At 63.6% G+C, this 22933-nt stretch carries 27 protein-coding genes; all 27 read right to left on the reverse strand.

Going from position 1 to position 22933, the window contains the following annotated elements:
• Positions 1 to 4: 4 nt before the first annotated feature.
• The 27 genes from HQN78_RS12780 to HQN78_RS12910 all read right to left on the reverse strand — a co-directional run bounded on the left by HQN78_RS12780 (position 5) and on the right by HQN78_RS12910 (position 22932).
• Complete coding sequence (locus tag HQN78_RS12780) at positions 5 to 715, reverse strand: M48 family metallopeptidase (RefSeq protein WP_235084177.1); 711 nt, start codon at positions 713 to 715, stop codon at positions 5 to 7.
• Entirely contained in the window at positions 675 to 1451 is a 777-nt protein-coding gene (locus HQN78_RS12785; protein WP_235084178.1) for a 1-acyl-sn-glycerol-3-phosphate acyltransferase, read from the reverse strand. The genes HQN78_RS12780 and HQN78_RS12785 overlap by 41 nt, the downstream gene beginning before the upstream one ends.
• 26 nt (positions 1452 to 1477) lie before the next feature.
• The gene (gmhB, locus tag HQN78_RS12790; protein ID WP_019103520.1) at positions 1478 to 2023 is read right to left on the reverse strand and encodes a D-glycero-beta-D-manno-heptose 1,7-bisphosphate 7-phosphatase; all 546 of its coding nucleotides are present in this window, start codon (positions 2021 to 2023) and stop codon (positions 1478 to 1480) included.
• Between the two features lie 48 nt (positions 2024 to 2071).
• The gene (gene glyS / locus HQN78_RS12795; protein WP_235084179.1) at positions 2072 to 4132 is read right to left on the reverse strand and encodes a glycine--tRNA ligase subunit beta; all 2061 of its coding nucleotides are present in this window, start codon (positions 4130 to 4132) and stop codon (positions 2072 to 2074) included.
• A 14-nt stretch (positions 4133 to 4146) separates the two neighbouring features.
• A complete protein-coding gene (locus HQN78_RS12800; protein ID WP_227107127.1) occupies positions 4147 to 4572 on the reverse strand; it encodes a surface-adhesin E family protein in 426 nt (141 codons plus the stop codon).
• Between the two features lie 44 nt (positions 4573 to 4616).
• Complete coding sequence (gene glyQ / locus HQN78_RS12805) at positions 4617 to 5507, reverse strand: glycine--tRNA ligase subunit alpha (protein WP_107798300.1); 891 nt, start codon at positions 5505 to 5507, stop codon at positions 4617 to 4619.
• A 137-nt stretch (positions 5508 to 5644) separates the two neighbouring features.
• On the reverse strand, positions 5645 to 6379 hold the full coding sequence (locus tag HQN78_RS12810) for an ABC transporter substrate-binding protein (RefSeq protein WP_235084180.1): 735 nt from the start codon (positions 6377 to 6379) through the stop codon (positions 5645 to 5647).
• Between the two features lie 37 nt (positions 6380 to 6416).
• Entirely contained in the window at positions 6417 to 7751 is a 1335-nt protein-coding gene (gene hemG / locus HQN78_RS12815) for a protoporphyrinogen oxidase (protein ID WP_304502816.1), read from the reverse strand.
• 111 nt (positions 7752 to 7862) lie between these two features.
• The gene (locus tag HQN78_RS12820) at positions 7863 to 8465 is read right to left on the reverse strand and encodes an HD family hydrolase (protein WP_107798297.1); all 603 of its coding nucleotides are present in this window, start codon (positions 8463 to 8465) and stop codon (positions 7863 to 7865) included.
• A 112-nt stretch (positions 8466 to 8577) separates the two neighbouring features.
• Positions 8578 to 9345 carry a molecular chaperone gene (locus tag HQN78_RS12825; protein WP_235084181.1) on the reverse strand — a complete coding sequence of 256 codons (768 nt, stop codon included), beginning with the start codon at positions 9343 to 9345 and terminating at the stop codon, positions 8578 to 8580.
• The gene (locus tag HQN78_RS12830; RefSeq protein WP_235084182.1) at positions 9335 to 10750 is read right to left on the reverse strand and encodes a fimbrial protein; all 1416 of its coding nucleotides are present in this window, start codon (positions 10748 to 10750) and stop codon (positions 9335 to 9337) included. Before HQN78_RS12830 ends, HQN78_RS12825 begins: the two co-directional genes overlap by 11 nt.
• A gap of 8 nt (positions 10751 to 10758) precedes the next feature.
• Positions 10759 to 13335 carry a fimbria/pilus outer membrane usher protein gene (locus tag HQN78_RS12835; protein ID WP_235084183.1) on the reverse strand — a complete coding sequence of 859 codons (2577 nt, stop codon included), beginning with the start codon at positions 13333 to 13335 and terminating at the stop codon, positions 10759 to 10761.
• A gap of 10 nt (positions 13336 to 13345) precedes the next feature.
• Entirely contained in the window at positions 13346 to 14140 is a 795-nt protein-coding gene (locus tag HQN78_RS12840) for a molecular chaperone (protein WP_235084184.1), read from the reverse strand.
• The gene (locus HQN78_RS12845) at positions 14121 to 14642 is read right to left on the reverse strand and encodes a fimbrial protein (RefSeq protein WP_235084185.1); all 522 of its coding nucleotides are present in this window, start codon (positions 14640 to 14642) and stop codon (positions 14121 to 14123) included. Before HQN78_RS12845 ends, HQN78_RS12840 begins: the two co-directional genes overlap by 20 nt.
• A gap of 726 nt (positions 14643 to 15368) precedes the next feature.
• Complete coding sequence (locus tag HQN78_RS12850; protein WP_235084186.1) at positions 15369 to 16511, reverse strand: lipopolysaccharide assembly protein LapB; 1143 nt, start codon at positions 16509 to 16511, stop codon at positions 15369 to 15371.
• Positions 16508 to 16885 carry a hypothetical protein gene (locus tag HQN78_RS12855; protein WP_166451287.1) on the reverse strand — a complete coding sequence of 126 codons (378 nt, stop codon included), beginning with the start codon at positions 16883 to 16885 and terminating at the stop codon, positions 16508 to 16510. Before HQN78_RS12855 ends, HQN78_RS12850 begins: the two co-directional genes overlap by 4 nt.
• Positions 16886 to 16912: 27 nt before the next feature.
• Positions 16913 to 17506 (reverse strand): tetratricopeptide repeat protein, encoded by a 594-nt coding sequence (locus HQN78_RS12860; RefSeq protein ID WP_235084187.1) that lies wholly within the window; start codon positions 17504 to 17506, stop codon positions 16913 to 16915.
• Positions 17507 to 17534: 28 nt separating this feature from the next.
• Positions 17535 to 17876, reverse strand: coding sequence for a flagellar basal body L-ring protein FlgH (locus HQN78_RS12865; RefSeq protein WP_235084188.1), 342 nt, complete (start codon positions 17874 to 17876; stop codon positions 17535 to 17537).
• Complete coding sequence (locus tag HQN78_RS12870) at positions 17861 to 18115, reverse strand: flagellar basal body L-ring protein FlgH (RefSeq protein WP_235084189.1); 255 nt, start codon at positions 18113 to 18115, stop codon at positions 17861 to 17863. Before HQN78_RS12870 ends, HQN78_RS12865 begins: the two co-directional genes overlap by 16 nt.
• Positions 18116 to 18371: 256 nt before the next feature.
• Complete coding sequence (locus HQN78_RS12875) at positions 18372 to 18902, reverse strand: sigma-70 family RNA polymerase sigma factor (RefSeq protein ID WP_235089802.1); 531 nt, start codon at positions 18900 to 18902, stop codon at positions 18372 to 18374.
• The gene (locus HQN78_RS12880) at positions 18899 to 19087 is read right to left on the reverse strand and encodes a hypothetical protein (protein WP_235084190.1); all 189 of its coding nucleotides are present in this window, start codon (positions 19085 to 19087) and stop codon (positions 18899 to 18901) included. Before HQN78_RS12880 ends, HQN78_RS12875 begins: the two co-directional genes overlap by 4 nt.
• 6 nt (positions 19088 to 19093) lie before the next feature.
• Positions 19094 to 19807 (reverse strand): flagellar type III secretion system pore protein FliP, encoded by a 714-nt coding sequence (gene fliP, locus HQN78_RS12885; RefSeq protein ID WP_235084191.1) that lies wholly within the window; start codon positions 19805 to 19807, stop codon positions 19094 to 19096.
• 5 nt (positions 19808 to 19812) lie between these two features.
• Entirely contained in the window at positions 19813 to 20226 is a 414-nt protein-coding gene (locus HQN78_RS12890) for a flagellar biosynthetic protein FliO (protein WP_235084192.1), read from the reverse strand.
• 5 nt (positions 20227 to 20231) lie between these two features.
• The gene (locus tag HQN78_RS12895) at positions 20232 to 20435 is read right to left on the reverse strand and encodes a FliM/FliN family flagellar motor switch protein (protein ID WP_235084193.1); all 204 of its coding nucleotides are present in this window, start codon (positions 20433 to 20435) and stop codon (positions 20232 to 20234) included.
• Between the two features lie 109 nt (positions 20436 to 20544).
• Entirely contained in the window at positions 20545 to 21033 is a 489-nt protein-coding gene (locus HQN78_RS12900; protein WP_235084194.1) for a FliM/FliN family flagellar motor C-terminal domain-containing protein, read from the reverse strand.
• Complete coding sequence (locus HQN78_RS12905; protein WP_235084195.1) at positions 20975 to 22519, reverse strand: flagellar hook protein FlgE; 1545 nt, start codon at positions 22517 to 22519, stop codon at positions 20975 to 20977. The genes HQN78_RS12900 and HQN78_RS12905 overlap by 59 nt, the downstream gene beginning before the upstream one ends.
• Complete coding sequence (locus tag HQN78_RS12910) at positions 22516 to 22932, reverse strand: flagellar hook assembly protein FlgD (RefSeq protein ID WP_166451295.1); 417 nt, start codon at positions 22930 to 22932, stop codon at positions 22516 to 22518. The genes HQN78_RS12905 and HQN78_RS12910 overlap by 4 nt, the downstream gene beginning before the upstream one ends.
• Between the last annotated feature and the right edge of the window lies 1 nt (position 22933).

The following is a 22933-nucleotide window of genomic DNA, read 5'->3' on the forward strand; positions in this document are numbered from 1 at the left end:
TTCATCAATCAAAATGGAACAGCCCGGCGCCGTGCAGCTTCAACCAGCGCCGCGCCGCCTGCCAGTCCGGGTACAGGCGCGCGGTCTCCGCCCAGAACGCCGGTGAATGGTTCATGTGTTCCAGGTGGGCCAGCTCATGGGCGATCACGTAATCCAGCACCGCCGGCGGCGCCTGCAGCAAGCGCCAGTTCAGCCGGATCACCCCGGCCGCGGTGCAACTGCCCCAGCGCGTGCGCGCCGACGACAGCTGCAGGCCGCTGGGCCGGCGCCGGCAGGCGCGCGCCAGTGCCTCCATCCGCGCCGGAAAATGCAAGGCCGCCTCTCGTTTGAAGAAACGGCATACCGCCTGCTTCAAAGCGGCCGCGTCGCCCTCGACGATACCGGTAACAATCAAGCCCTCCGCCGACAGCCTGGCCGTGCGCCGCACGCCGGCCGCCAGCACGATGGGCAGAGCCTGACCCTGCCAACTCAGTTGGCTGAGATCCTCGGCTTGCCGCCGCGCCTGCCTTTGCCGCGCCACATGGCCGGCGATCCAGTCGCGGCGCTCCAACAGCACTTCGCGCAGGCGGGCGGCGCTGACCGCCGGATGCGCGACCAGCTCCACCCGGCCCGCGCTGACCCGTATGCCCACGCTTTTGCGCGGGCGCCGGGTCAGCACCACCTCCACCTCGCCGTCAGGCAGCGGCAGACGCAGCCAGACGTTTGCGCTTTTCATCCGCGTCCGCGAACGGGCCTACGCCGCCGATCTCGCGCTGGCGCGCCTCGATCCACTGCTCAGCTTCCTTCATCATCGCCTCGGGCCCCAGCTCTTCGCTCGGCACAATGGGCTTGCCCACCACCACGGTGATCTCGCCGGGGTATTTCAGGAAGGCGTTGCGCGGCCAGAATTCGCCGGCGTTGTGCGCCACCGGCACCAGCGGCATGTCGAACTGCTTGGCCATACGCGCCGCGCCCAGCTTGTATTTGCCCGCCACGCCCGGCTTGGTGCGGGTGCCTTCCGGGAATACCGTGATCCAGAAGCGGTGGCGTTTGCGCTCCAGCCCCTGCTCCAGCAGGCGCTGGTTGGCGTTGGCGCGGTCGGAGCGGTTGATGATGATGGGGTTCATCAGCACCAGGCCCCAGCCGAACACCGGAATCCAGGTCAGCTCGCGCTTGGCCACGTACACCTGCCAAGGAAAGATCTTCTGCAAGGCCAGCGTTTCCCAGCCGGACTGGTGCTTGGAACAGATCACCGACGGCTGCTCAGGCAGGTTGTCCGCGCCCAGCACCTTGTATTTCAGGCCGATCACGTGCTCCAGCATCCACAGCAGGCTCAAGGCCCAGCTGACGCCGAACACATGGCGCGCGCGGCGCGGCAGCGGCGCGGACAGCAGCAGCAGGAAGAAGAAGAGCGGCGTGACGATCATCAGCACCAGCCAGTACAGCAGGTTACGAAGCCATAAACTCAGCATGCTTGGAACACTATCCTTTTCTGAAATCAACGTTCGCGGGAATCGATCAGATATTCCGCGGCGTCGTACAAATCGTCGAACACCAGGGTGCCGGCCGGCAGTTCGCCGTCGGCCAGCGTCTTGGCGCCCTTGCCGGTCTTGACCAGGATGGGTAGGCCGCCCACCGCCGCCACCGACTCCAGATCGCGCCGGCTGTCGCCGATCAGCGGCAAACCGTCCAGCTTCACATTGAAGCGCTCCGCGATCTCCAGCACCATGCCCGGCAGCGGCTTGCGACAGTCGCAGCCAGCGCTGGGGCCGTGCGGACAGAACAGCACCGCGTCGATGCGGCCGCCGGCCTGGCCCACCAGCCTATGCATCTTCTCGTGCATGGCGTTGAGCGCCTGCATGTCGAACAGGCCGCGGCCGATGCCGGATTGATTGGTGGCCACCACCACGCGCCAACCGGACTGGGTCAGATTGGCGATCGCCTCCAGGCTGTGCTCGATCGGCACCCATTCCGCCGGCGATTTGACGAAATCGTCGCGGTCTTCGTTGATCACGCCGTCGCGGTCGAGTATCACTAGTTTCACGGTTTTCCCCGTCCAGAGCGCCGGGGCGGCCGCGGCCGCCCCATCGGATTACTCCGCCAGCAGCGAGATGTCCGCCACGCGGTTGAACAAGCCGGCCAGACGCGCCAGCAAGGCGATGCGGTTGTTGCGCACCGCGGCGTCGTCCGCCATCACCATCACGCCGTCGAAGAAGGCGTCCACCGGCGCGCGCAGCGAGGCCAACTGAGTCAGCGCGGCGGCGAAGTCGCGGGCGGCGAACTTATCGTCCACCTGCGGCGCCAACTGCTCGACGGCGGCGAACAACGCCTGCTCGGCCGCTTCGCCCAGCAGCGCCGGATTCACCGCGCCCACTTCGCCTTCCACCTTCTTCAGGATGTTCTTCACCCGTTTGTTGGCGGCGGCCAGCGCGGCCGCTTCCGGCAGCGCTTTGAAAGCGGCCACGGCGGACAAGACCGCGCGCACTTCCGCCAGCCGGCTGGGCGAGAGCGCCAACACCGCGTCGATCTCGTCGCCCTTGTAATCGGCGGCGAGGAAGTTCTTCAGGCGGTCCATCATGAAGCCGAACACCTCGTCGGCCACGCTGGCGGACAGCTTGCCGGCCGGGAAGGCCGCGGCGACGATGTTCAGCAGCGCTTTCAGGTCCAGATCCGCGTCCAGCGCCATGCGCACCACGCCCAGAGCGGCGCGGCGCAGGGCGAACGGATCCTTGTCGCCGGTGGGGATCAGGCCTATGCCCCAGATGCCGACGATGGTTTCCAGCTTGTCCGCCAACGCCACCGCGGTGGCGATCTTGCCTTCCGGCAGCGTGTCGCCGGCGAAACGCGGGTGGTAATGGCCTTCGATGGCGGCAGCCACTTCGGCGTGCTCGCCGTCGAACTGGGCGTAATACATGCCCATCACGCCCTGCAGCTCGGGGAATTCGCCCACCATGCCGGACACCAGGTCGGCCTTGGCCAGGTAGGCGGCGCGGGCGGCCAGCGCGGCGTCGGCGCCCAGCTCATGGGCGATGGCGCCGGCGATGCTCTGCAAGCGCTCCACGCGCTCCAGCTGCGAACCGATCTTATTGTGGTAGACCACATTGGCCAGACGCGGCAGCCGGCTATCCAGCCGCGCCTTCTGGTCCTGTTCGAAGAAGAACTTGGCGTCGGACAGGCGCGCGCGCAGCACGCGCTCGTTGCCGCCGACGATGAAGGACGGGTCCGCGGTTTCCAGGTTGGACACCAGCAGGAAGCGGTTCATCAGCTTGCCGGACGCGTCCAGCAGCGGGAAGTATTTCTGGTTCTGCTGCATGGTCAGGATCAGGCATTCCTGCGGCACGCGCAGGAATTCGGCCTCGAAGCCGGCTTCCAGCACCACCGGCCATTCCACCAGGCCGGTCACCTCGTCGAACAAGGCCTCCGGCGCGGCGATGGTGGCGTTCAGGCGGGCGGCGGCCTCGGCCAGCTTGTGGCGGATCAGTTCGCGGCGCGCGTCGAAGCTGGCCACCACCTTGCCGGACTCATGCAGGGTGCGGGCGTAAGCGTCGGCGTTGGCCACGGTCACTTCGCCCTCGGACAGGAAGCGATGGCCGCGGGTGCGCTGGCCGCTTTGCAGGCCCAGCACCTCGCCCGGCACCACCGCGTCGCCGTGCAGCATGATCAGGCCGTGCACCGGACGCACGAACTGCACGTCCAGACTGCCCCAGCGCATCAGCTTGGGCGCCGGCAGCTTTTTCAGCGCCAAGGCCACCACGTCGGCCAGCACCGCGGCCAGCGGCTGGCCCTGCTTGACGCTCTCGTAGACGTACACGTCCTGCTTGCCGTCGCTCATCGTGGACAGCGCGGACACGTCCACGCCGCAGGAGCGGGCGAAACCGGCCAGCGCCGGCGTGGGCTGGCCGTCTTTCATGCCGGCGGCCACAGCCGGGCCCTTGCGGCTAATCTTCTGGTCCGGCTGCAAGGCGGCCACATCGGCCAGCTGCACCGCCAGGCGGCGCGGCGAGGCGTAGACCGTCGCTTCGGCGTCGGCCGGCGCGAACTGCATCTTTTTCAGTTCGTCGCCTATGGTCTGGGCAAAGCTGGCGGCCAGCTTTTCCAACGCTTTGGGCGGCAGCTCCTCGGTGAGCAGCTCAATCAGCAATGTCTGGTTCATATTCACTCTAAAACTTAACGCTTGGCGGCCCCGGCGGCTTCGCAGATCACCTTCATCATGGCGTCGGCGACCGATCCGTTATACACGGGCTGCCATTTCCAGGCGTGACGCGGCACTGGAAACAGGGTTGAGAACAGGTGCTTGTTGTTGCGATCGAAATAATCGGAACTGACAAACACGTACTGGTACTTGCCGCAGTCGGCGTAGCCTACGCTGCGGCGGATATTGAATTTCAGCTTGTAGCTTTTCTCGTACTGGATCTTGTCGAACCGTTCCTGGTTGACGAAGTGCACCAGCCCGTCCTGCCCCAGCCACAGCGAATTGCCGTCTATCGCCAATTGCAGCGCCTTGCCGTCCTGATACGCCACCCAGTCGGCGGCGGGTTCGGCCTGCGCCGGCAGCGCCAGCGCGGCGCACAGACATGCGAAAAAGGCCTTCATGCGCATTCCCTCTGTCAAGAAACGGCCGGGGCGGCAAGCCAAGCTCAGGCCTGCCGGCACATCGGGAAACCCAGCGCTTCGCGGGCGTCGTAATACGCCTGCGCCACGCCGCGGGACAGGGTGCGGATGCGGCCGATATAGGTGGCGCGTTCGGTCACCGAGATCGCGCCGCGCGCGTCCAGCAGGTTGAAGGTGTGCCCGGCCTTGAGAATCATCTCGTAGGCCGGCAGCGGCAGGCTGGCCTCCAGCAGCGACTTGGCCTCGGCCTCGTAGTCGTTGAACTGGCGGAACAGCAGCTCGACGTTGCTGTGTTCGAACGCGTACTTGGACTGCTCCACTTCGTTCTGGAAGAACACATTGCCGTACGTGACCGGCTGGCCGTCCGGCAGATGGGTCCAGATCAGGTCGTAGACGTTCTCCACGCCCTGCAGATACATGGCCAGACGCTCCAGACCGTAGGTGATCTCGCCCAGCACCGGCTTGCAGTCCAGGCCGCCCACTTGCTGGAAGTAGGTGAACTGGGTCACTTCCATGCCGTTCAGCCACACTTCCCAGCCCAGGCCCCAGGCGCCCAGGGTCGGGTTTTCCCAGTCGTCCTCGACGAAGCGGATATCCTGCACCGTCGGATCCAGGCCCAGCTCCTTCAAGGAACCCAGATACAGTTCCTGGATATTGGACGGAGCCGGCTTCAGCACCACCTGGAATTGATGATGCTGGAACAGGCGGTTGGGGTTCTCGCCGTAACGACCGTCCGCGGGTCGGCGCGACGGCTGCACATAGGCCGCGTTCCACGGCTCCGGCCCCAGCGCCCGCAGAAAGGTGGCGGTGTGGGAAGTCCCCGCGCCCACTTCGGTGTCGTAAGGCTGCAGCAAGGCGCAGCCCTGGCGGTTCCAATAGTGCTGGAGCGTGAGGATGATTTCCTGGAAGGTAAGCATAGAGGTGGCAAGCAAAGTGAAAAGTCAAAGGCAGATTCTACCGCCTAGCGCCCCCCGCGCAAAGCCAAGCCGTTGGCGGCAAATCAAAAAGGCCGGCGAAACGCCCTCGCGCCGGCCCGCCTCGCGCTGCGGCGCCCTCATTTGCCCGCCGCCGGCACCATATCCCGGAACTTGCGCTGGGTGTATTTGGCGTAGATGCGCTCCACGCTGCCGTCGCGGATCAGATCGCCTATCGTCGCGTCCAGCCTGGCCGCCAGCGCCGCCTGCCGGGCGCTGAAATTGGGCGACAGATCGGTGCGGTCTATCACCGGCTGCAAGATCTCCACGTTCGGCCGCAGGGAGGCGCCCCACACATCGCACAAGACGAACCGACGATGGCCGCCGGTCAGCATCGCGTACAGCTGATCCTCGTCGTTGCTCGGCTCCAGCTTCCAGTTGGGATAGTTCAGAATCTTCGGTGTATAGGTATAGCCGCGCACCATGCCCACCGCCTGGCCTTGCACCAGCTTCCAGTCGAAGGATTTGACCGGCGAGCCGCGCTTGACGCACAAAGCCACCGGATAGCTGGAATAGACGTTCTTGAAGCGCGGCGTCTGAGCGGCCACTTCATTGTCTATCACCGCGTCGTAGTCGCCGGTCTTGACCCCGCGCAGGCAACGCTCCCAAGGCGCGGCCTCCATCGTCACCGGCACCTTCATCCGGCGGAAGGCCTCTTGCAGCACGTCGTGGCTGATGCCGGAATCCACCTTGCCGTTCTTCACATAGCTGAACGGCTGCCACTCCACCCCGCACAGTTTGATCGGGGCCTGCGCCGCCGCGCCCGCCGCCAGCAGACAGGCCCCGGCAGCCGTCACCCCTAGACTCGCCCGCATCGGCCTCTCCTTTCGTCCCGCTGTCCGCGACGATTTGTTATATGCCGGATCCGCGGCAATGCAAAGCCTGCGCCGCCAGCCGATCTGCCAGCGCCCGTCCCTTGGCCAGACAGTCCGGCAGCGACACCCCGTCCAGCCAGTTGGCGCAGACATGCAGGCCGCGCTCGCTCGCGGCCGCCGCCAGCGGCCGCAAGGCCGCCATCGCCGCCGTGCCCTGCGGCAGCGCCTGCGGCCAACGCACGATGCGCTGGCTCAAGGGTTCGCCCTCCAGACCGAACAGCCGCGCCAGCTCCAGGTTCAAGCGCCGCAACAAGGCCTGATCCGGCAAAGCGGCCAACTCCGCCTGGCGACGGCCGCCGATGAAGCTGGTCAACAAGCGCGAGCCGGGCGCCGCCGTATGCGGATAAATCCGGCTGGACATCAAATGCCCCAAGGCCAAAGCCTGCTCGCTGGCCGGGTGCAAGCCGCCGAAACCCTCCAGCGGCCGGCGCAGCGTCCGCTCCGCCGCCACGGTGGCCACCACGGTCAGCGGCGCATAGGGCAGCGCCGCGCAGGCCCGCGCCCATTCCGGCTCGCAGGGTTCCAGCAGCCGCGCCGCCTGCGGCGCCGGCAAAGCCAGCACCACCGCGCTGGCCGGCTGCGGCCCCTGCGGCGTCCACAAACGCCAGCCCTCGCCCGCGCGTTCCAGCGCCAGCGCCGGACAGCCCAGCCTCACGTCCAGATCTCTCGCCAGCCGCTCCGCCAGGCTGGACAGCCCGCCCGCCAGCGTGCACATCCGCTTGCGCCGGGTCTCGCCGCGCCGCCAGCGCCGCCACATGCCCAAGGCCAGCGATCCCGCCTCCCGCTCCGCCGCCGCCAATGCGGGCAGGCATTCCCTCATCAGCAATTCTTCCGGATCGCCGGCGAACACGCCGCCGATGAACGGGTCCACCAGGGTGGCCAGCACCTCCTCGCCCAAGCGGCGCCGAAAAAAGGCCGCCACCGTTTCCGACGCGTCCGGCTCGGCGGGACGGCGCCAAGGCTCGCTCAACAGCCGCCATTTGGCGCCCGGGCTGAAATAGCCGCCGGCCAACAGGGAGGCGGGACCGTCGGGCAAGGCGCGGTAATGGCCGTGCCGCAGCACGAAGCGCCGCTGCGGCCCCGCCGCCGGCGCCAAGGGCGTCAGTCCCAGCTCCAGCAGCCATTGCCACAAGGCCTCGTCCGCCAGCAAAGTATTGGGCCCCGCCTCCATCAAGCCCGGCGCAAGGTCCAGACTCAGCACCTTGCCGCCCACCCGGTCGGACGCCTCGTACACCACCGCGTCCACGCCGCGCCGGCGCAACTGCCAGGCGCAGGCCAGGCCGGACATTCCCGCGCCGATCACCGCAATCATTTCCCGTCCCCCTCAAAGCCAAAAGGCCGCCCAGCGGCGGCCCTCGATGGAAGACAGTATGCGGCAAGACGCCGGCCGGCCAATTGATCCGCCGCAAGCCGGCGCGCCGGCCTAGCCCTCCGGCGGGAACACTCCGCGTTGCTCGGCCTGCTCCAAGGCCTGCTCCAGCCATCCGGCCGCGGCGCGGCAGCCCTGCCTGACCCCCGGCATCACGCGCTCCAGCACCTGGGACTTGCGCACCTGCTGCTCCTTCCAGCCCTTGCCGTCGGAGTGCAGGTTCAACAAGGCCGGCGCCAGCCGGTCTATCGCATTGGCGAAACGCGCCTCCGCGGTAAAGCCTTGTTCGAACTCGTCCCACAAGGCCAGCATTTCCTCCGCCTGCGCCTGCGGCAGCAGGTTGAACACCTGAGCCGCGCCGGCGCGTTCGGCCTCTTTCTCCTCAGGGCCTTCTCCTCGGTCGAATACGCTGACGTCGCCGGCGACGATTTCGCCGACATCGTGGACCAGCAAGAGCCTGACCACTCGGTCCAGCGCCACCGGCTCGTTGGCGTGCGGCTGCAAGGCCATGGCGAGCATCGCCACCTGCCAGCTGTGCTCGGCGGAGTTTTCCCGCCTCTGCTGCGAAGCGATCCAGTTTTTGCGGATCACTTCTTTCAATTTATCCAGCTCAAGGAAAAACTGGATGCTCTGGCTTAAGGCGGCATTACTCGTCATCACGGCTCCTGTGGATGCGGCGGCTCGCGTTCCGGCTCAGCGCCAGGGTCGGCCCGACAATGCCAAAACGATCAAAACCATTTCAATTCTACTTCATTTTCATAAACATCCATCAGGAACCGCTGACGCTCGAAGCCAGGGCCGCCTTGCCCGCCACCGGGTTGCCGTCGTCGCCCACCAGCAAAAAACGGACTTCCGCCTGCTCGACGGCGCAGGGCGGGGACGAATCCAAGGCCAGCGTCTCCGCCGTTAAGGGCGCCACCATCTCCGCCGCCAATGGCTGCGCCGGCGCCCCGGCGCAGGCCAGTTCCAGCGCGCGGAAGGTGGCGTAATAAGGGCTGGCGTTGTCGATGCGCACACGCGGACCGTCCGTCCGCTGCTCCAGGGTGAAACGCAGTTGCTCCGGCAAGTCCTCAACCGAGACGGGCAGCTTGGCCGGCCGCATCAACACCTTCATCTGAGTCCGCAGCGTGACGGTCAGCGTCTGCGCGTCCGCCGGCAAATCCGTCCTCGCCGGAGGGATTTCGTACAGGTTCAACCAGAACAACGATTCGCGATCCACGGGCAAGGGCACGCCGGTGGCGAGCAGGCGCAGACTGATCTGTCCCTTCGGGTTCAAGCGGAAGATAGGCGGAATGGGCATCACCGCCGCGCCCGCCGCTCCGGCCGCGTCCGGGCCGGACTCCAAATGACCGTCGTCGACCCAGGCCTGCACCACCACCGGATAGGGGTTGAGATTGACCAGTTGCAGCGATTGCTCGGCGCCGCCGGCCTCGAACACCACCCGTGTCGACTCCGCCATCAGCCCGGCCCAACTGCTGCCGCACAACAGGCACAACAGACCACCCGCGCTCCAGCGCGCCCACGCGCTACTGGACACGGACCACCACTTGCGCGGTCGCGTTCAAGGAACCCGGCTTGACCTTCTTGCCCGGCAGGCGGATCAGCGTCGCGCTCATCCGGGCACGGTAATGGGTCAGACCGCTCTGGTTACTCGTCGCTTCCGCGTCCTGCAACACCGGATACCAGCCGTCTGGGGCTCCGCCGCCGGTGATCAGCTCATTGCTCAACAGGTTCAAGCGCTGGCCGCCCGGCCGGCTCAAGGCCACGCCCACGCCGGTGGCCACGGCGGGGTTGACCCCGTAACCGTCGGACAGCAGATGCGTGACCCCACTACCGCCGGGGGCGCCCAAGCCTTCTTTCAAGGCCGCTTGGTAATTGTCGGCTTGCACCAACACCCCCATCGCCGTCTGTCCCGTTCTGGTTCCGCTTTGAAAACCGGACAGGCCGATATTGGCCGGCGAGCCCGTCTGGCATTGCAGGTTGATCTCGATCGGCAGCGTACGTTGCCCGCCCTTCTCCATCTCAACCGCGCTGATGGACGGGAAAAGCACCACCGGCGTCACCATTTCCACCCGACAGCTGGCGGTTCTGCGGATCTTGACGGTGTTATACGGGTTGATGGCGCCGGGCCAGGCGTTGTAGAAACCGGACCAATTGTTTATGTGATCGGCGCCTATAAACAAACCTGGCGACCAGCCGCCGCCTTGAAACGCGCTGTAAGCTATCGGCTGGCTATTTACCCAGCTCTGGCCAAGCTCGCTATCCTGCCAGACTATATCCGGATAGCCCTTCGCCTCGCTGTATTTGAAAAACTCCACCTTGTAGTTGCTGAAATGCTTGACCTTGATCAGAAGCCACTTCTGTGAATCGATGTCTTCAGCCGTCAGTTTCAATGCTCGGCGTTTCCACTTCCGCGTCGCATGCTCTCCGGTATTCAGATTGGTCACTCGCGAAATCAGCCCGCGCTGCATCGTACGGTAAGAATCCGCCAGCCCGATGGCGCTGCCCACCTCATCCCTGCCGGCCCATTCGTTGTCGCCATTGGTCGAGTAGTATTCAAACAATTTTCCCTCTTCTTCTTTCGTGCAACGGAATAGCACTTGTTCCGGCGTATAGCCGCCGATATTGCCGAAACCCAAGTCGTAAATGCTCAACACCTTGCTGCCCAACAAGGTGCCGTCAGGCTGGAATATCTCGTTATTGATATTGAGGGTCATCGCCATCGCCTGCTGCCCTGCATCGTCTCGCGCGCCCTCCCACAACCGTACCACCCCCTTGCCCGGTTCAACATAATCCACATCGTTGGGATTAGTCGACGGCGTGGGGCGCGACACGCGATAGCACGCGGCCTCCGCCTGCGCGCTCCACAGCCCACCCAGCAGCACGGCCAATAAGGCCGCCGCGCCATGCCTCCGCGCCGCGGCGTCAGTTTGAAATTTCATCTTGGTCCTCATTGTTTGAGCGGCGGCGCGCACTCCGCCTCCAGGCGGATAATCGGCCGGCTTGGCGCGTCGTCGGCCAGTTCATACGGCAGCGCGCACTGCCTGTCCACCTCTTTGCCCCACTTCACCAGCAGGCGCGCTTTGCGGGAGGCCACCCGCGCATAGGCCTGCCCGCCCTGGCCCACCATGCCGATATTGGAGCCGTCTTCCGCGTACACCATCGCGCCCATGGGCAGGGCCTGGCCGTTTGCCAGCCGCCCCTTGATCAACAGCGCCTGGCCGCGGCGGGTGGCGAACTTCAGCCTGACCGCCGCGCCGGCGTAAGGCGCGGTGCGCAATTGGTCGCCTTGCAGCTCCACGCCATCGGCCAGGCCCTTGCTGTCCAGCGACACGTCGTTGTAACGGTAAGGGGTCAGCGACGGGATCAGCGCGTAACCGGCGCGGTCCACCTTGGCGCCCATGCCGTAGCGCACTTCCGCGCCTTTGGCGCCCGGCGCTTCCACCAGGCCGAAGGTTTCGCTCAGATAGGGGCCGAAGGTCACGCCGCCGCGGTGCACCGCCACCGCGCCGCGCGCGCTGGCGCCGGTTTGGGTGAAATTGCGTCCGCGCGAATAACTGCCGCCCACGGTGATCAGCGGGAAGCGCTTTTGCACATTGCCGCCCAATGCGGTGGCGCTGTTTTGCGAGGTCTGCGACACGTTGACGCCGTAGCTGACCGTCTGCGCCTCGTCCGCGGTGCCGCTCAAGGACAGTTGCAGATTGTTTTCACCGTCGCTGCGGCTGGTCGAGGCCGCCAACATCGGCGCGCGCCGGACCTTCCCCAAGGGCATGGATAGATTGAACATCACCGTATTGCGCACCCGTCCGCTGTCCAGCGGCTGAAATCTGGAGCCGCCGTCTTGCGACTGCCCCATGCGCTGGCGCGCCACCGATACCCCGTAACTGATGGAACGGAACTGGTTCTGATAGCTGAGTTGCAGCTGGGTGTCCCGCTCCTTGCCGTTGTAGTAATCGCTGATCGCGGCGGACAGTCCCAGGCTGCCGTAATCGCCCAGCCGCTGGTTGACGCTGACGGTGAACTGGTTGCGCTGCTGGAAGCTGCCGGAGTTCCAGGTCCGGCCCTGCTTATAGGCCTCGCGCGCGCCCAGCGCGTCGACCAGATCGCGGTAGCCGCGAGTAGAGTAGCGATAGCCCGCCAAAGTAATGGACGTGGCGGTGGGCTGGATGGTGTGGCTGTAAGTCAGCGCCGCGCGCCAGCCGTGGATCTGGCTGCCGTCGCTGTCGCGGGAACGCGACAAGGTGGCGTCCGCGCCCAAGGCGCCGTAGCGAGACCCCCACACCGCCCCGCCCAGCAGCGCGGCGTAATCGGACGCCGCCCGCGCGCCCATATTGGCGGTCAAGGCGTTGCTGACGCCGCGCTGATAAGTGAAATCGGCGAACACCGGCTTGTCTTCCAGCGTATTGCGCAGCTGGCCCACCGTCAGGCTGTAACGCGTCTGGCCCGGCCGCATCGATCCCGGCACCGCGGCAAACGGCACGGTGAAACGCTTCACCTGTCCGTCCGCCTCCGTCACCTCCACCTCCAGGTCGCCCTGATAGCTGGTGGGGAACAGATCGTCGATCACGAAGGGCCCGGGCGCCACCACGGTCTGATAAATTTCCTGCTTGCCCTGACGCACCACTACCCTGGCGTTGGTGTCCGCCACGCCGCGCACCACCGGCGCGTAGCCGCGCACGGCTTCCGGCAGCATCCGGTCGTCGCTGCGTAGCTGCACGCCGCGATAGCTGAGCCCGCTCAGCAGGCTGCCGCCGGTGGAGCTGTCTCCTAGCGTCAGCTCGCTCTGCAGGGCGGGCAAGGCGCGCTGCACATAGCTGCGGATATGATTCCAACGCCCGCCTCCGGCCATGCCGCTGCTGTAGTTGGATTGCTGGCGCAAACGCCACAGCCCCAGGTTCACCCCGGCATCGGCGGAAACGTAGTGATAGGTGTTGCTGATATCGCCGGTGCTGGAGCGGTAGCTGTTGGCGTCGTAGTTGAGGAAGCCGATGGCCGCGCCGACGTCCAGATCCTCTTCCGCCACGTAGCCGCGCGGCAGCCGTTTCATCGCCGCCTGCGGCACCGACAGATTCAGACGCAGCCGCGGCAGGTCGAACTCGCTGCCGGCGCCGGGAATGCGCAGCGCCAGCGGCCAGCACGCCGCCGCGTCCTCCTCGTCCGGCGGCAAGCTTTCGGGCAAGACCCCGGCCTTGATCAGGAAAGCCCGATCCAGACAAGCGGACGTGGGGTGGTCTTCCTCGCGCCGGAAGCTCACGGTTTGGCGAGAGTAAAACGTGTTGTTGACGAAAACATCCACCAGGTACTCGCCGGGGTCTACCTGGCTGGGCTTGTTGAAGCGCTCGATGTCGTCCGCCAACGAGTTGCCTTGCAGCAGCCGCTTGTCGAAACGGTAAGCCAAGAGCGCCGGCGCGGCCTCGGCCGTACCCGGCTCGGCCCAGACCAAGCCAGGCGACAGGCAGACCGCGCCGGCGGCCAGCATGGGGGGAAGACCAGGAAGCCACTGGCCGCGATAGGAAGTTGAAGTCATATCCGGGGAATCACTCCGCTGCCACGGCGGCGGACTCGACTTCGTTCACGCCGCCGTAATCATTGACATGCTTGTAACGCACGGAGAGCGGCGCGCTGGTCTGCGTCAGCCCCGATACCGGCCAACTGGCTCGGGAAAACGGCGCCAGCATGTCCGCCTTGAAAGCGTGGGCCTTGCCGCCGCTCATCACCTCGCCGCCCATCAGCGTCAGGTAGTAGCCGCTGTGGTTGTCCGCAACCAATTGCCATGCGCGGCCCTGACGCTGCAAGGAGAAACGCAGTTGCTCCGGCGCCTGCTCAACCCGGCCCTGAATGCCCGCCGGGCGATAAAACAGCTTGAGCCGGCTGCGCAGCATCACCAGCATCTGGTTTTGCTCCGAGAACTCGCCGGTAACCGACGGGATCTGCAGCATGTTGAAGTAGTAGACCGACTCCCTGTCCTGCGGCAGCTCGCTGCCGTCGAACACCAGCCGCACGGTCTGACCCGCCTTGGGTTCCATGCGGAACACCGACGGCATGGCGGCGAACGGCGCCGAAGCGGACTCCGGCGTGGAGTCCACGTCGCCGGAATCCAGCCAGACCTGGACCACATTGGGCGTGGCGTCTTCGTTGCTCAGTTGGATGCTGCTCTCGCGAGCCTGGCCGGGATAAACGATGCGGGTGTTGTTCAGCACCACGCTGGCCCAGGCCGCCGGCCACGCCGTCAGCAGAATCAGTCCCGGCAGCAGCGCGCGCCGGAGCGCGGCGGCGCTAAACGCGCCGCGCTCCGGCTGACTGCCGCTAGGTTTACAAGTAGGAAACCGCATACTGCACGCTGCCCAGCACCGACCCTACGGTGGCGGCGCCTTCGGCGTAGTAGCGGACGGCGAACTTGTGCTCAGCCGTGGTTTTGCCTGCTTCCAATACCAGGCCCGACGCCTTGTAGCCGCCGGCCAGGTCGAACGGATTAGCCGGAGCAGCCGGGTCCAGCAATTGCAGGGCAACGTTCTTGGCGGTGCCGGTGTTAACGATATTGCCGTCCTTAGTCAGGCTGTTGGCGACGAACACGGTCTTGATCTCGGTGCCGCCGGTGGGCGCCGCTTCACAACCGGTCAGACGAATGGTGAAATCGGTTTGCCCCGCCGCCGCGCCCGGCGCGCTCAGGCTGGTCGTCGGCACCGTAGGCAACAGAACCACCGGGTTGCTGTCATTGCCGTTGATATCCACCTTGCAAGTTTGCGAAGACACTTCGCCCTGGAAGTTAATGGTGTTGCCCGCCAGCGCTAAAGTCGGCAGAAATAAACTGGCCAAAACGACGATCTTTTTCATGAAACGACTCTCCATTGATATTTAAATATCTTCAATTTCAAACTCGCCGAAAACCCTTTTAATCGAGCCCAAAATAAAGACAGGCCGATTGTACTTAGCCCCCCTAAACAGACAAATAGGATTTTTCCTAAAAAAATCATGGCGACACAAAAAAACGCAAACGCATTTACCAAAAACGAATTTACAATAATGATAAAATTAATATATTCATAACAAGCAGAATATTCTCAAAAATTACATAATGGATCTATTTATAGATAACCAAAACCACCAACTCAGTCCCCTGCTTACATGGGTGCCATCCAGGCAATATGCGCCGTCCGCTCAGCCAGCATTGCCATATCATGCGCCACATCAGCGTTTTCCAACCGAGCTTGAATCTGACATCTCCTAGGCCTCAAGCGTCCCCTCCTAATGAATTCATCTCAGACAGTGTTATGTTTTAATACTATCCTTAACAGCTAACACCCTATCCATTTCACAAAAATAACCTATCAAAACTTCAGAGAACATCATGTCAAGCGCCACGCCTGGCAGGAGAGTTTATAAAAACAAAAAACCCCTTGTCCCGCCAAGAGGACAAGGGGCCATGCCAGACGGCTAATCCTAGCTGTCTACAACAGCAAGACAACCATCAAGCAAGCTGACATTACATGTCGAACCGGTTCACGATCTCACGCGCAAGAGCGAGACAAAACCTTGCGGTTGAGAAATTTGGACAGGCTCTTAAAACGACGACAAGGCCATCGCTCTGGCCACCGCTTCACTAAGCTTGGTGCCATCAGGCAATACCGCGCTATTCAACAAGCGCTCATGAATGAGCCTGGCTTGTTCGGCCTGGCCCGCGGACTGCAATAACAAGCTCTGCGCATATTGGCCGGGGAAGCTGTCGGGGTTCAGTCCCAAAGCCCGTCTGGCGGACTGCTGGGCTTCTTGCAAATGCCCCTCCATGATCGCGACGATGGCGAGGCCGCCATGGGTATCGGCAAAGTTCCGATCCAGCCGCAAGGCTTCCAGCAAAGCCTCCTTGGCCTGCGCAGGTCGATTGCTCAAGATTCGACACCAGGCCAGCACATGCCAACTGCCCACATGCCCCGGCATCGAACGCAGCGCTTGAGCCACGCTGGACTCCGCCTCATCCAGTTTGCCTTCCAGCATGGAAACCAGACCCAGCCCCATCTGCGCCCGGCCTGAATTCGGCTTGCTGGCGCAGGCCTGCCGCAACAAGGGGCTTGCGACGGTCAGGTCCTGCTTGCTTAAGGCCAACATGCCCAACACTGTCGCCGCATCCGGATCGGAAGGCGAAAGCTCCAAGACTTGACGAGCGATGCGTTCCGCAGCGGCCAGATTCTCTTGATCCAGATATAAGGTCGCCAACAAACCATACAGACTCAGGTGCTCAGGAAACTGCCGCAAAGCCGTTTCCGCCGCTACAACCGCATCCTCCAGCCGGCCTAAAAAGTGCAAGGCGCGGACATGCAAGGGGCCGGCTTGAGGCATGAGCGCCAAACTCTTGGACGCTCTGGCGGCTTGGGGCTCCGCCTCCTCATAACGCCCTTGCAACATCAGCGCGTAGGCCAGGTTGTAGAATAAGGCGGGCTCCTCCCAAGCTTCGTCCCGCAAGGCCTGGAACACCGCCACCGCCTCGTCAAGACGTCCCTGCCGCATCAAGGCGACGCCCTGCAAGGAGCGGCCGCCAAAGTGTCCCGGCACCGCCGCGAACAATTGCCGCAGAGCGGCTTCATGCTCATGCAGGCTGCCGGCCTGCAAATGGAGATCGGCCAGTTCGAGCAGCAAATGAGGATTGGCCGGATCGGCCGCTAGATAAGCCTGTAATTGGCTTAATCGCTGATTGGGTTCGGTCATCATGCTTGCTTATGGGATTGTTGCAATTGCTGCCGCAAGTACGCGGCCAGCTTTTCATATTGGGGGTGCTGACGAAGGGCCGCAGCCACATCCGCCACCAAGCCGCCGAAAGCCGGATCCGTTGCCGCGCCGGCGCCAAACTCTTCCGCAAGCAAAGCGCGCACATGCACTTCCAGCACGCGCGACTCCGCATCGGGCCAGCTTGGATCGATCGCCCGCAACTGCTTGGCAATCTGTCGACGCACGTCGGCGCTACCAGCAGCCTTGGCCGTGCCGGCCGCCGGCGCGGATTTTGATCCGGCCGGCCTTTGGCCCTCTACCGATCGGTTTCTGGCCAACAAGCGCTGTAAAATACTGGCTTTGTCTATCGGCTCCATCGGTTCAATTCCAGCCAAACACCTGCATCAATGTAGCTTATCGTCTCCGCTGGAGGCGTACCCTCGCAGCAGCAAGTTGCCTGCCGAGGCGCCCGCGGCCGGCTCGGCCTCCACCATCGGCGCCTCAGAGCCGGCGCCCTGCTGGGCATCGATCTGCACCAGAATCCGCCGCATGTCCTCGTTCAGCATGGGCGCGGCCTGGTTGGCCGCGATGCCTCGCGTCAAGTACTCCCTGCAATCGGCAAACTCATCCCGGATCAGATGCAGCAGGCCTTGACGAAACAGTTGCAGCGGATGATCCTCCGCCAACTCGCCCAGCCCTTGCCACGCTTGCTCGGCCCGGTCCGGCTGCCCCTGGGTCAGATGCAACAGGCCCAACTGGAAAACCGCCATCACCAGCCCCGGCTGCAAAGCCACCGCCTGCTCCATTTCGACCACAGCGCGGTCAAACAAGCCGATCTGCGCATACTCCGCTCCCAGCAAGTAACGCAGGCGGGCATCTTCGCCATCGTTTCTCACCCCCTGCTTCAGCAGCGCCACCGCTTCCGCATGTTGCTGGCTTTCCATCGCTTGCAAAGCCAACTGAAAAAGCTCTTCCTGATCCAATACCGCGTAATCCATTAGTACTCCATTTCAACACATCGCCGCATCAGAACGGCAGCACGCTCATGAAAAAACGAGTCAGCCAGCCGGGCTTGGCGAACAAGCTCTGATTACCGGCGGTCTGCTGCTCCAATCGAACATCCGTGACCTTGGTGGAGGACACTAGGTTGCCAGGCAGGATGTCGCGAGGATTGACTGTCCCGGACAGCCGGATCTGCTCGCTATCCTCGTTTATCTGGACCTGCTTCTCCCCGCTCACCCGCAAATATCCGTTCGCCAGAATCCCCACCACGGTCACTGAGATGGAACTGGTAAAACTGCTGCTGTTGTTGCGGCTGCCTCGGCCATCCATCTTCTCGCCGCCGGAGGCGCTCAGTTCGCCGGACAAGGACTTCTTTCCCGGGACCAGCCAAACATCCGGTTGATTGCGGGAGCGTCCATTTCCACTCCGATCTCGTTGCCTAGCCGAGTATCCCGGCTGCCTCTGGCCTCTTCGGACAAGCTGGAACTGGCGCGCTCCTGAATCACCACCGTCAGGCTGTCGCCAACGCGGGACGGCACATCGTCGCGGAAATAGGAACGATAACGGCCAGGCTGATACAGACTGCCGGGGGTGGTCTGCGCCATGGGAACAGGCGCGGGATCCGCGCTGGTCGGTCCGGAAACCAATGGCTTGGGCGTTGCTACACATCCGCCCAGCGCGGACAAGACGGTAAACAACAACATTATTCTGGCACAACAAGACATAATCGGTCTTTCAATTGGACGGCAGTCCATCCGCAGCAAGCGAAACCAAGGGCTCGTCTCTACCGCTCGACAGCACACGCCTGTAACAGTCTTATCTCGTCCGCGGCGGAAAAGTTTAGGCGCCTCACGCATCTTTTCAGGCCTCCCTCTCTTTCGCCGAAGACAGGCTGGCGCGCAAGGCGGCCAAGCCTTCCTTGTGCAACTGCGAAACCCGCCCCTTGCTCAGCCCTATCAGCTGAGCGATCTCGGAAAACGGCACCCCGTTCAGATAGTGCAGTCGCAGCACTTTTTGCGCTTTGTCCGGCACCCCGCTCAAGCCGGCCAACAAGTCCCGCTTCGTTTCCTTCAACTCCAGCGAACGGTAGGCCAGATCCTCGGACGCCGGTTCCGGCTCGGCCAAATACATCCCGCTGTCCTCCAGCATGAAACCGATGGCCAGCCCCACCGACAGCTCCCGCAAAATATCGAAGGGTTCCGCCGCATCCGGCTCCATCGCCTCAACCCGCTCCTGCAAGGCTTTCCGGCGCGCGGACGCTTGGCTCGCCACTTCCGACGTTCGCGCCAGCTGATCCAAGATCGCCCCCCTAATCCGATATTCGGCATAGGTCTTGAACGCCACGCCGCATTCGGGACGATAACGGTCAATCGCCTCCAGCAGCCCTATCACCCCCAATGGAACACATCGTGAAACTCGTAACTGTCCCCCACCCGCCGCGCATAAATCCGCGCCGCCAGAATGCGCACCAAGGGCTGATGAGCCTCCACCAATGCGGCTCGGGCTTCGGCTGAGGCGGCGGCGGCTTGGAGCACATCGCGCGCCTCAGCATCCAAGGACGAATTCAGAGCCGGCATCGCGGATCATGAGCCGCCGGACAACACCGCCCTGGCCACCAGCGTCCAACCGTCGATCAATACAAACATCAGCACCTTGATCGGCAAAGCGATGGAAACCGGAGGCACCATCATCATCCCCATCGCCATCAAAACGCTGGAAACGATGATGTCCACTAGAAGGAAAGGCAGGAAGATCACGAAACCGATTTGGAAGGCCAGCCTAAGTTCGCTCAACAGAAAGGCAGGCACCACATGCACCAGACTGATGGATTCGGCATTGTCGGGCATGTCCTTGCCCGCGCTGCTCAGCACAAAGCTCATATCCTGCTCGCGAGTCCGGCCTATCATGTATTCCTTCATGATGACCCCTCCTTGCCGCAGAGCGGACGAAGCCGGCAAACGTTGCTGGTACAAGGGCGTCACCACCTGCTGATCCAGCTTCTCGAAGGTGGGCCCCATGGACAGCAAGGTCAGGAACGCGGCCAGCATGATCAACACCACATTGGGCGGGGTTTCCTGCATGCCCATCGCGTGCCGCAACATGGACAGCACGATCACGATGCGGGTAAACGAAGTCATCGCCACCATCATGCCCGGCAGCAAGGCCACCAAGGTCAACGCCAGCACGATGTTGACCGCCTGACTGACGCCTGCGCCGTTCAGCGCCACGTCCACCATTTGCGTTTGGGCGTTGGCCGCCAGGGGCAGCCAGCAAAGCGCCCAAATCCATTGCTGCATTTTTCTCATGCTCTGGACTCATCCCTGAGCACCGTGACGCCATGCTCGCTTTCCGCCAACATGATTTCACGGTCGCGGTGCTGGACCACATACACCGTTGATTTGGCGGACAAGCGGCATTTGTCCACCACCCGCAGACTATCCGCGCCGGTCCCAGCTTGGCCAAGGCGCGGACGACGCAATCGCCACCAACACGCCGCAGCGCCGATCAGCGCCAAGCCGCCCAATATTTCATAAGGGCCAAGCAGACCGCCGCTGCTTGCCGGCGGATCACGACGAAACTGCAGCGGAGCCCGCGCCGGTTCGGATGCCGAAACCGCGCAAGCAGGCGCGGAAGTCCCGCTTGCGCACACACCGGCAAGCGCGCTCGCGCCTTGGACGCACACTATCAGGGCAAACGCGTATTTCATCTTCATCATGCCGTTCACGCGGAAAAACGCGCCACCTGCTCGATGCGGACGCCAAGATGGTCGCCCGCCACCACCAGGGCGCCGCGCGCGACCACCTGACCGCCCAGCAGGATCTCCACCGGGTCCCCCGGCGTCTTGTCCAGGGCCAGCACCTCGCCCTCCTTCAGCGCGTCCAGTGCGGCGATGCTCAATTGGCAGCGGCCAATCCGGGTATCCAACCGAACTTCCACGTCTTTCAGCAATTCAAGACGGCCCCCAGCAAACCCTGCGCCGCCGCATCCGCCTTGGCGTCCAAAGGGGCTGGATTGAAAATTTCAACTTCCTTGCTCATGTTTCACTCTTTTTGATGGGCCGCGCCGGTCGGACGACTTTCACCGCCAGACGTCCCTGATCCACACCGTACTTCGCCCGTCCTAAAGCCATGCCGTCAGGCAGGCAAACCTCAAATAATCCATCCGCCTTCTGATCCAGCCGAAGCACATCCCCTGCTTGCAAGGACTCCAGGTCCGCCAAGGACAGGCGTGCCGGCGCGGCGCGCACTTCCAGCTCCACTAGCTGTTCCAGCGGCAAATCCCTCAACTTCAGCGGCTCCAACGCCGCTGGCTGCGCCCTGGCCGGCAACAAGCCCGCGGCCTGCTCCGGCGACAAGAGCACAGCCAATGTCTGGCCCGCCGCGCTCAGTTGCAGACACAGCGCGCCAAGCACGGAATACAGGGGCGACAACTCCGCCGCGCTCACCGCTTTGTCCCGGTAAAGGCTAGCGTCGTCTCCTGCGGTCAGCTGACGGCCCAAGGCCAGACGGGCGGCGTCCAGCACCGGGCCGGCCAGGCTCGACGCGTCCAGCGCAGCGCGGCTTTTTTTCACGCCAAGGCATAAGGCAGAGAAAAAACCGTCCGCTTCCGCATCGTTCGCCATCGCCGGCAGCGCTTCGCCGCCATCCAGCCACGCCAAGCCGGCCAGATCCGACAAGGCGACCGGGCGCAGCCTTAGGTCGACTTCGCCCTCCGCAATTGACCAATCCCGCAGCCAATGCGAGCACCGCTCGCGCAAGCGCGACTCGATTTGCGCCAGCTCCGCGCCGGCGTACAGGCGATACGGCAGGGCAACGCTCATCGCCCCCCTTCATCTGCAGAGCCTGCTGCATCATTTCATTGGCGGCGGAAATCAGTTGGGACGCCGCCTGATAGCCGCGCTGCGTGATCATCATGTCGCTGAATTCGGCGGACAGCTCCACATTGGACAGCTCCACCTTGCCTGCCGCGACCTTGCCGAAAACGCCGCTGCCCGCCGCCCCGTACTCGGCCGTCTGTCCCGGACGCGCGCGGTAGTAGCCGGAACCAATGCGCTCCAACTGCTGATCCGGCTGGGCGAACCAGGCCAGCGCCAGCTTGCCTGCGACCGCGGTTTGCCCATTGGAGTAACTGATCTGCGCCTTGCCGTCCTGATCGAAACTCAGCTTGGTCAACGCGCCCGACGCATAGCCGTCCTGGCTGGCCACGCGGATGGTGGACGAGGTGCCGCCGGACAGGCTGGTGGTGTCCGAGATGGAGCCCGGTTCGCCGAAGAACAGTTTCAGAATGCCGCCTCCGCTGCTGGGCGTGTTCAAACGGACCGAGACCTGGTTGTAGCCAAAGGACGGCGAGCCGTCCGGGTCAAAACGAATCTCGCCGCTCCCCAGCGTGCTCAAGGCCACTTTGTCCTGAACCTCCACCTTCCAATTGCGGGGCGTGCCGGTGCCGGTGAAGCTGATCTTCAACTGCCGCGCAACCCCGTCCTTGTCGAACACCGTGGTTTCGACGCTGCTGTTGGTCGCGCCGGTGGACAGGTTGTCCGCAAACTTGATGGTGGAGGTCGGCTTGGCGGCCTGGTTGCGCAAGGCGCCGATGGAGAAGTCCTGCAACTCCTTATTGGGCCCCAGCATCTGGATTCGCGATTTGTCTTGCCGAGAACTCAGCACGCCGTCCAGATCCAGTTCAAACTGTCCCACCCGGCTGTAATTGAGCTGGTTTCCGTTCTTGGAAACCAGGAAACCGGCGCCGTCCACCGAGACATCCAAAGGGTTGGCCGACGCTTGCAGCTCACCGGAGGAGAAATCCGTCACCGTGGAACCTATCTTCACGCCCACGCCGTGCTGACCGCCATTGCCGCCCTGGGTGTCGTACTGGTACATCATGTCGGTGAATTGCAACGAAGTGCGCTTGAAGCCCGGCGTGTTCAGATTGGCAACGTTATTGCCGATATTGGACAAGCCTTTCTGGAAGGTGCGCAGCCCGCTCAAGCCGACGAACATGGTATCGATCATGTCGCGCTCCCGCGCACCAGCGCCACCTGGGTCAGCGACACGCCGGTCATCAGTTCGCCGCTGGCGGACTTCACCGTCAGCATGGGCTGGCCGCCGGCAAAGGAAATAGTGGTGACCTGGCCCGGCACGTTGCCGCTCGCCGTCGCCACCTCCACCGTCTTGCCGATCAGCCCCAAGGACTGATTGGCCGCTTGCTGCGCCAGCAGGGTATCCAGCTTTTCATTGGACATCCTCGTCTGCTCCAAGGAGGAGAACTGCGCCATCTGCGCCATGAATTGCTGATTGTCGATAGGCTTCAGCGGATCCTGGAAAGTCAGTTGCGTGGAGAGAATCCGCAGAAAATCCTGCTGGGTGATTCCCCTCGTCTGCGCAACGCTGCCGCCGCTCGAAATGCCCAAACCTGTAGTTGCCATG

The organism is Chromobacterium sp. Beijing (assembly GCF_021496765.1).
In the GTDB taxonomy this organism is placed as follows: Bacteria; Pseudomonadota; Gammaproteobacteria; order Burkholderiales; family Chromobacteriaceae; genus Chromobacterium.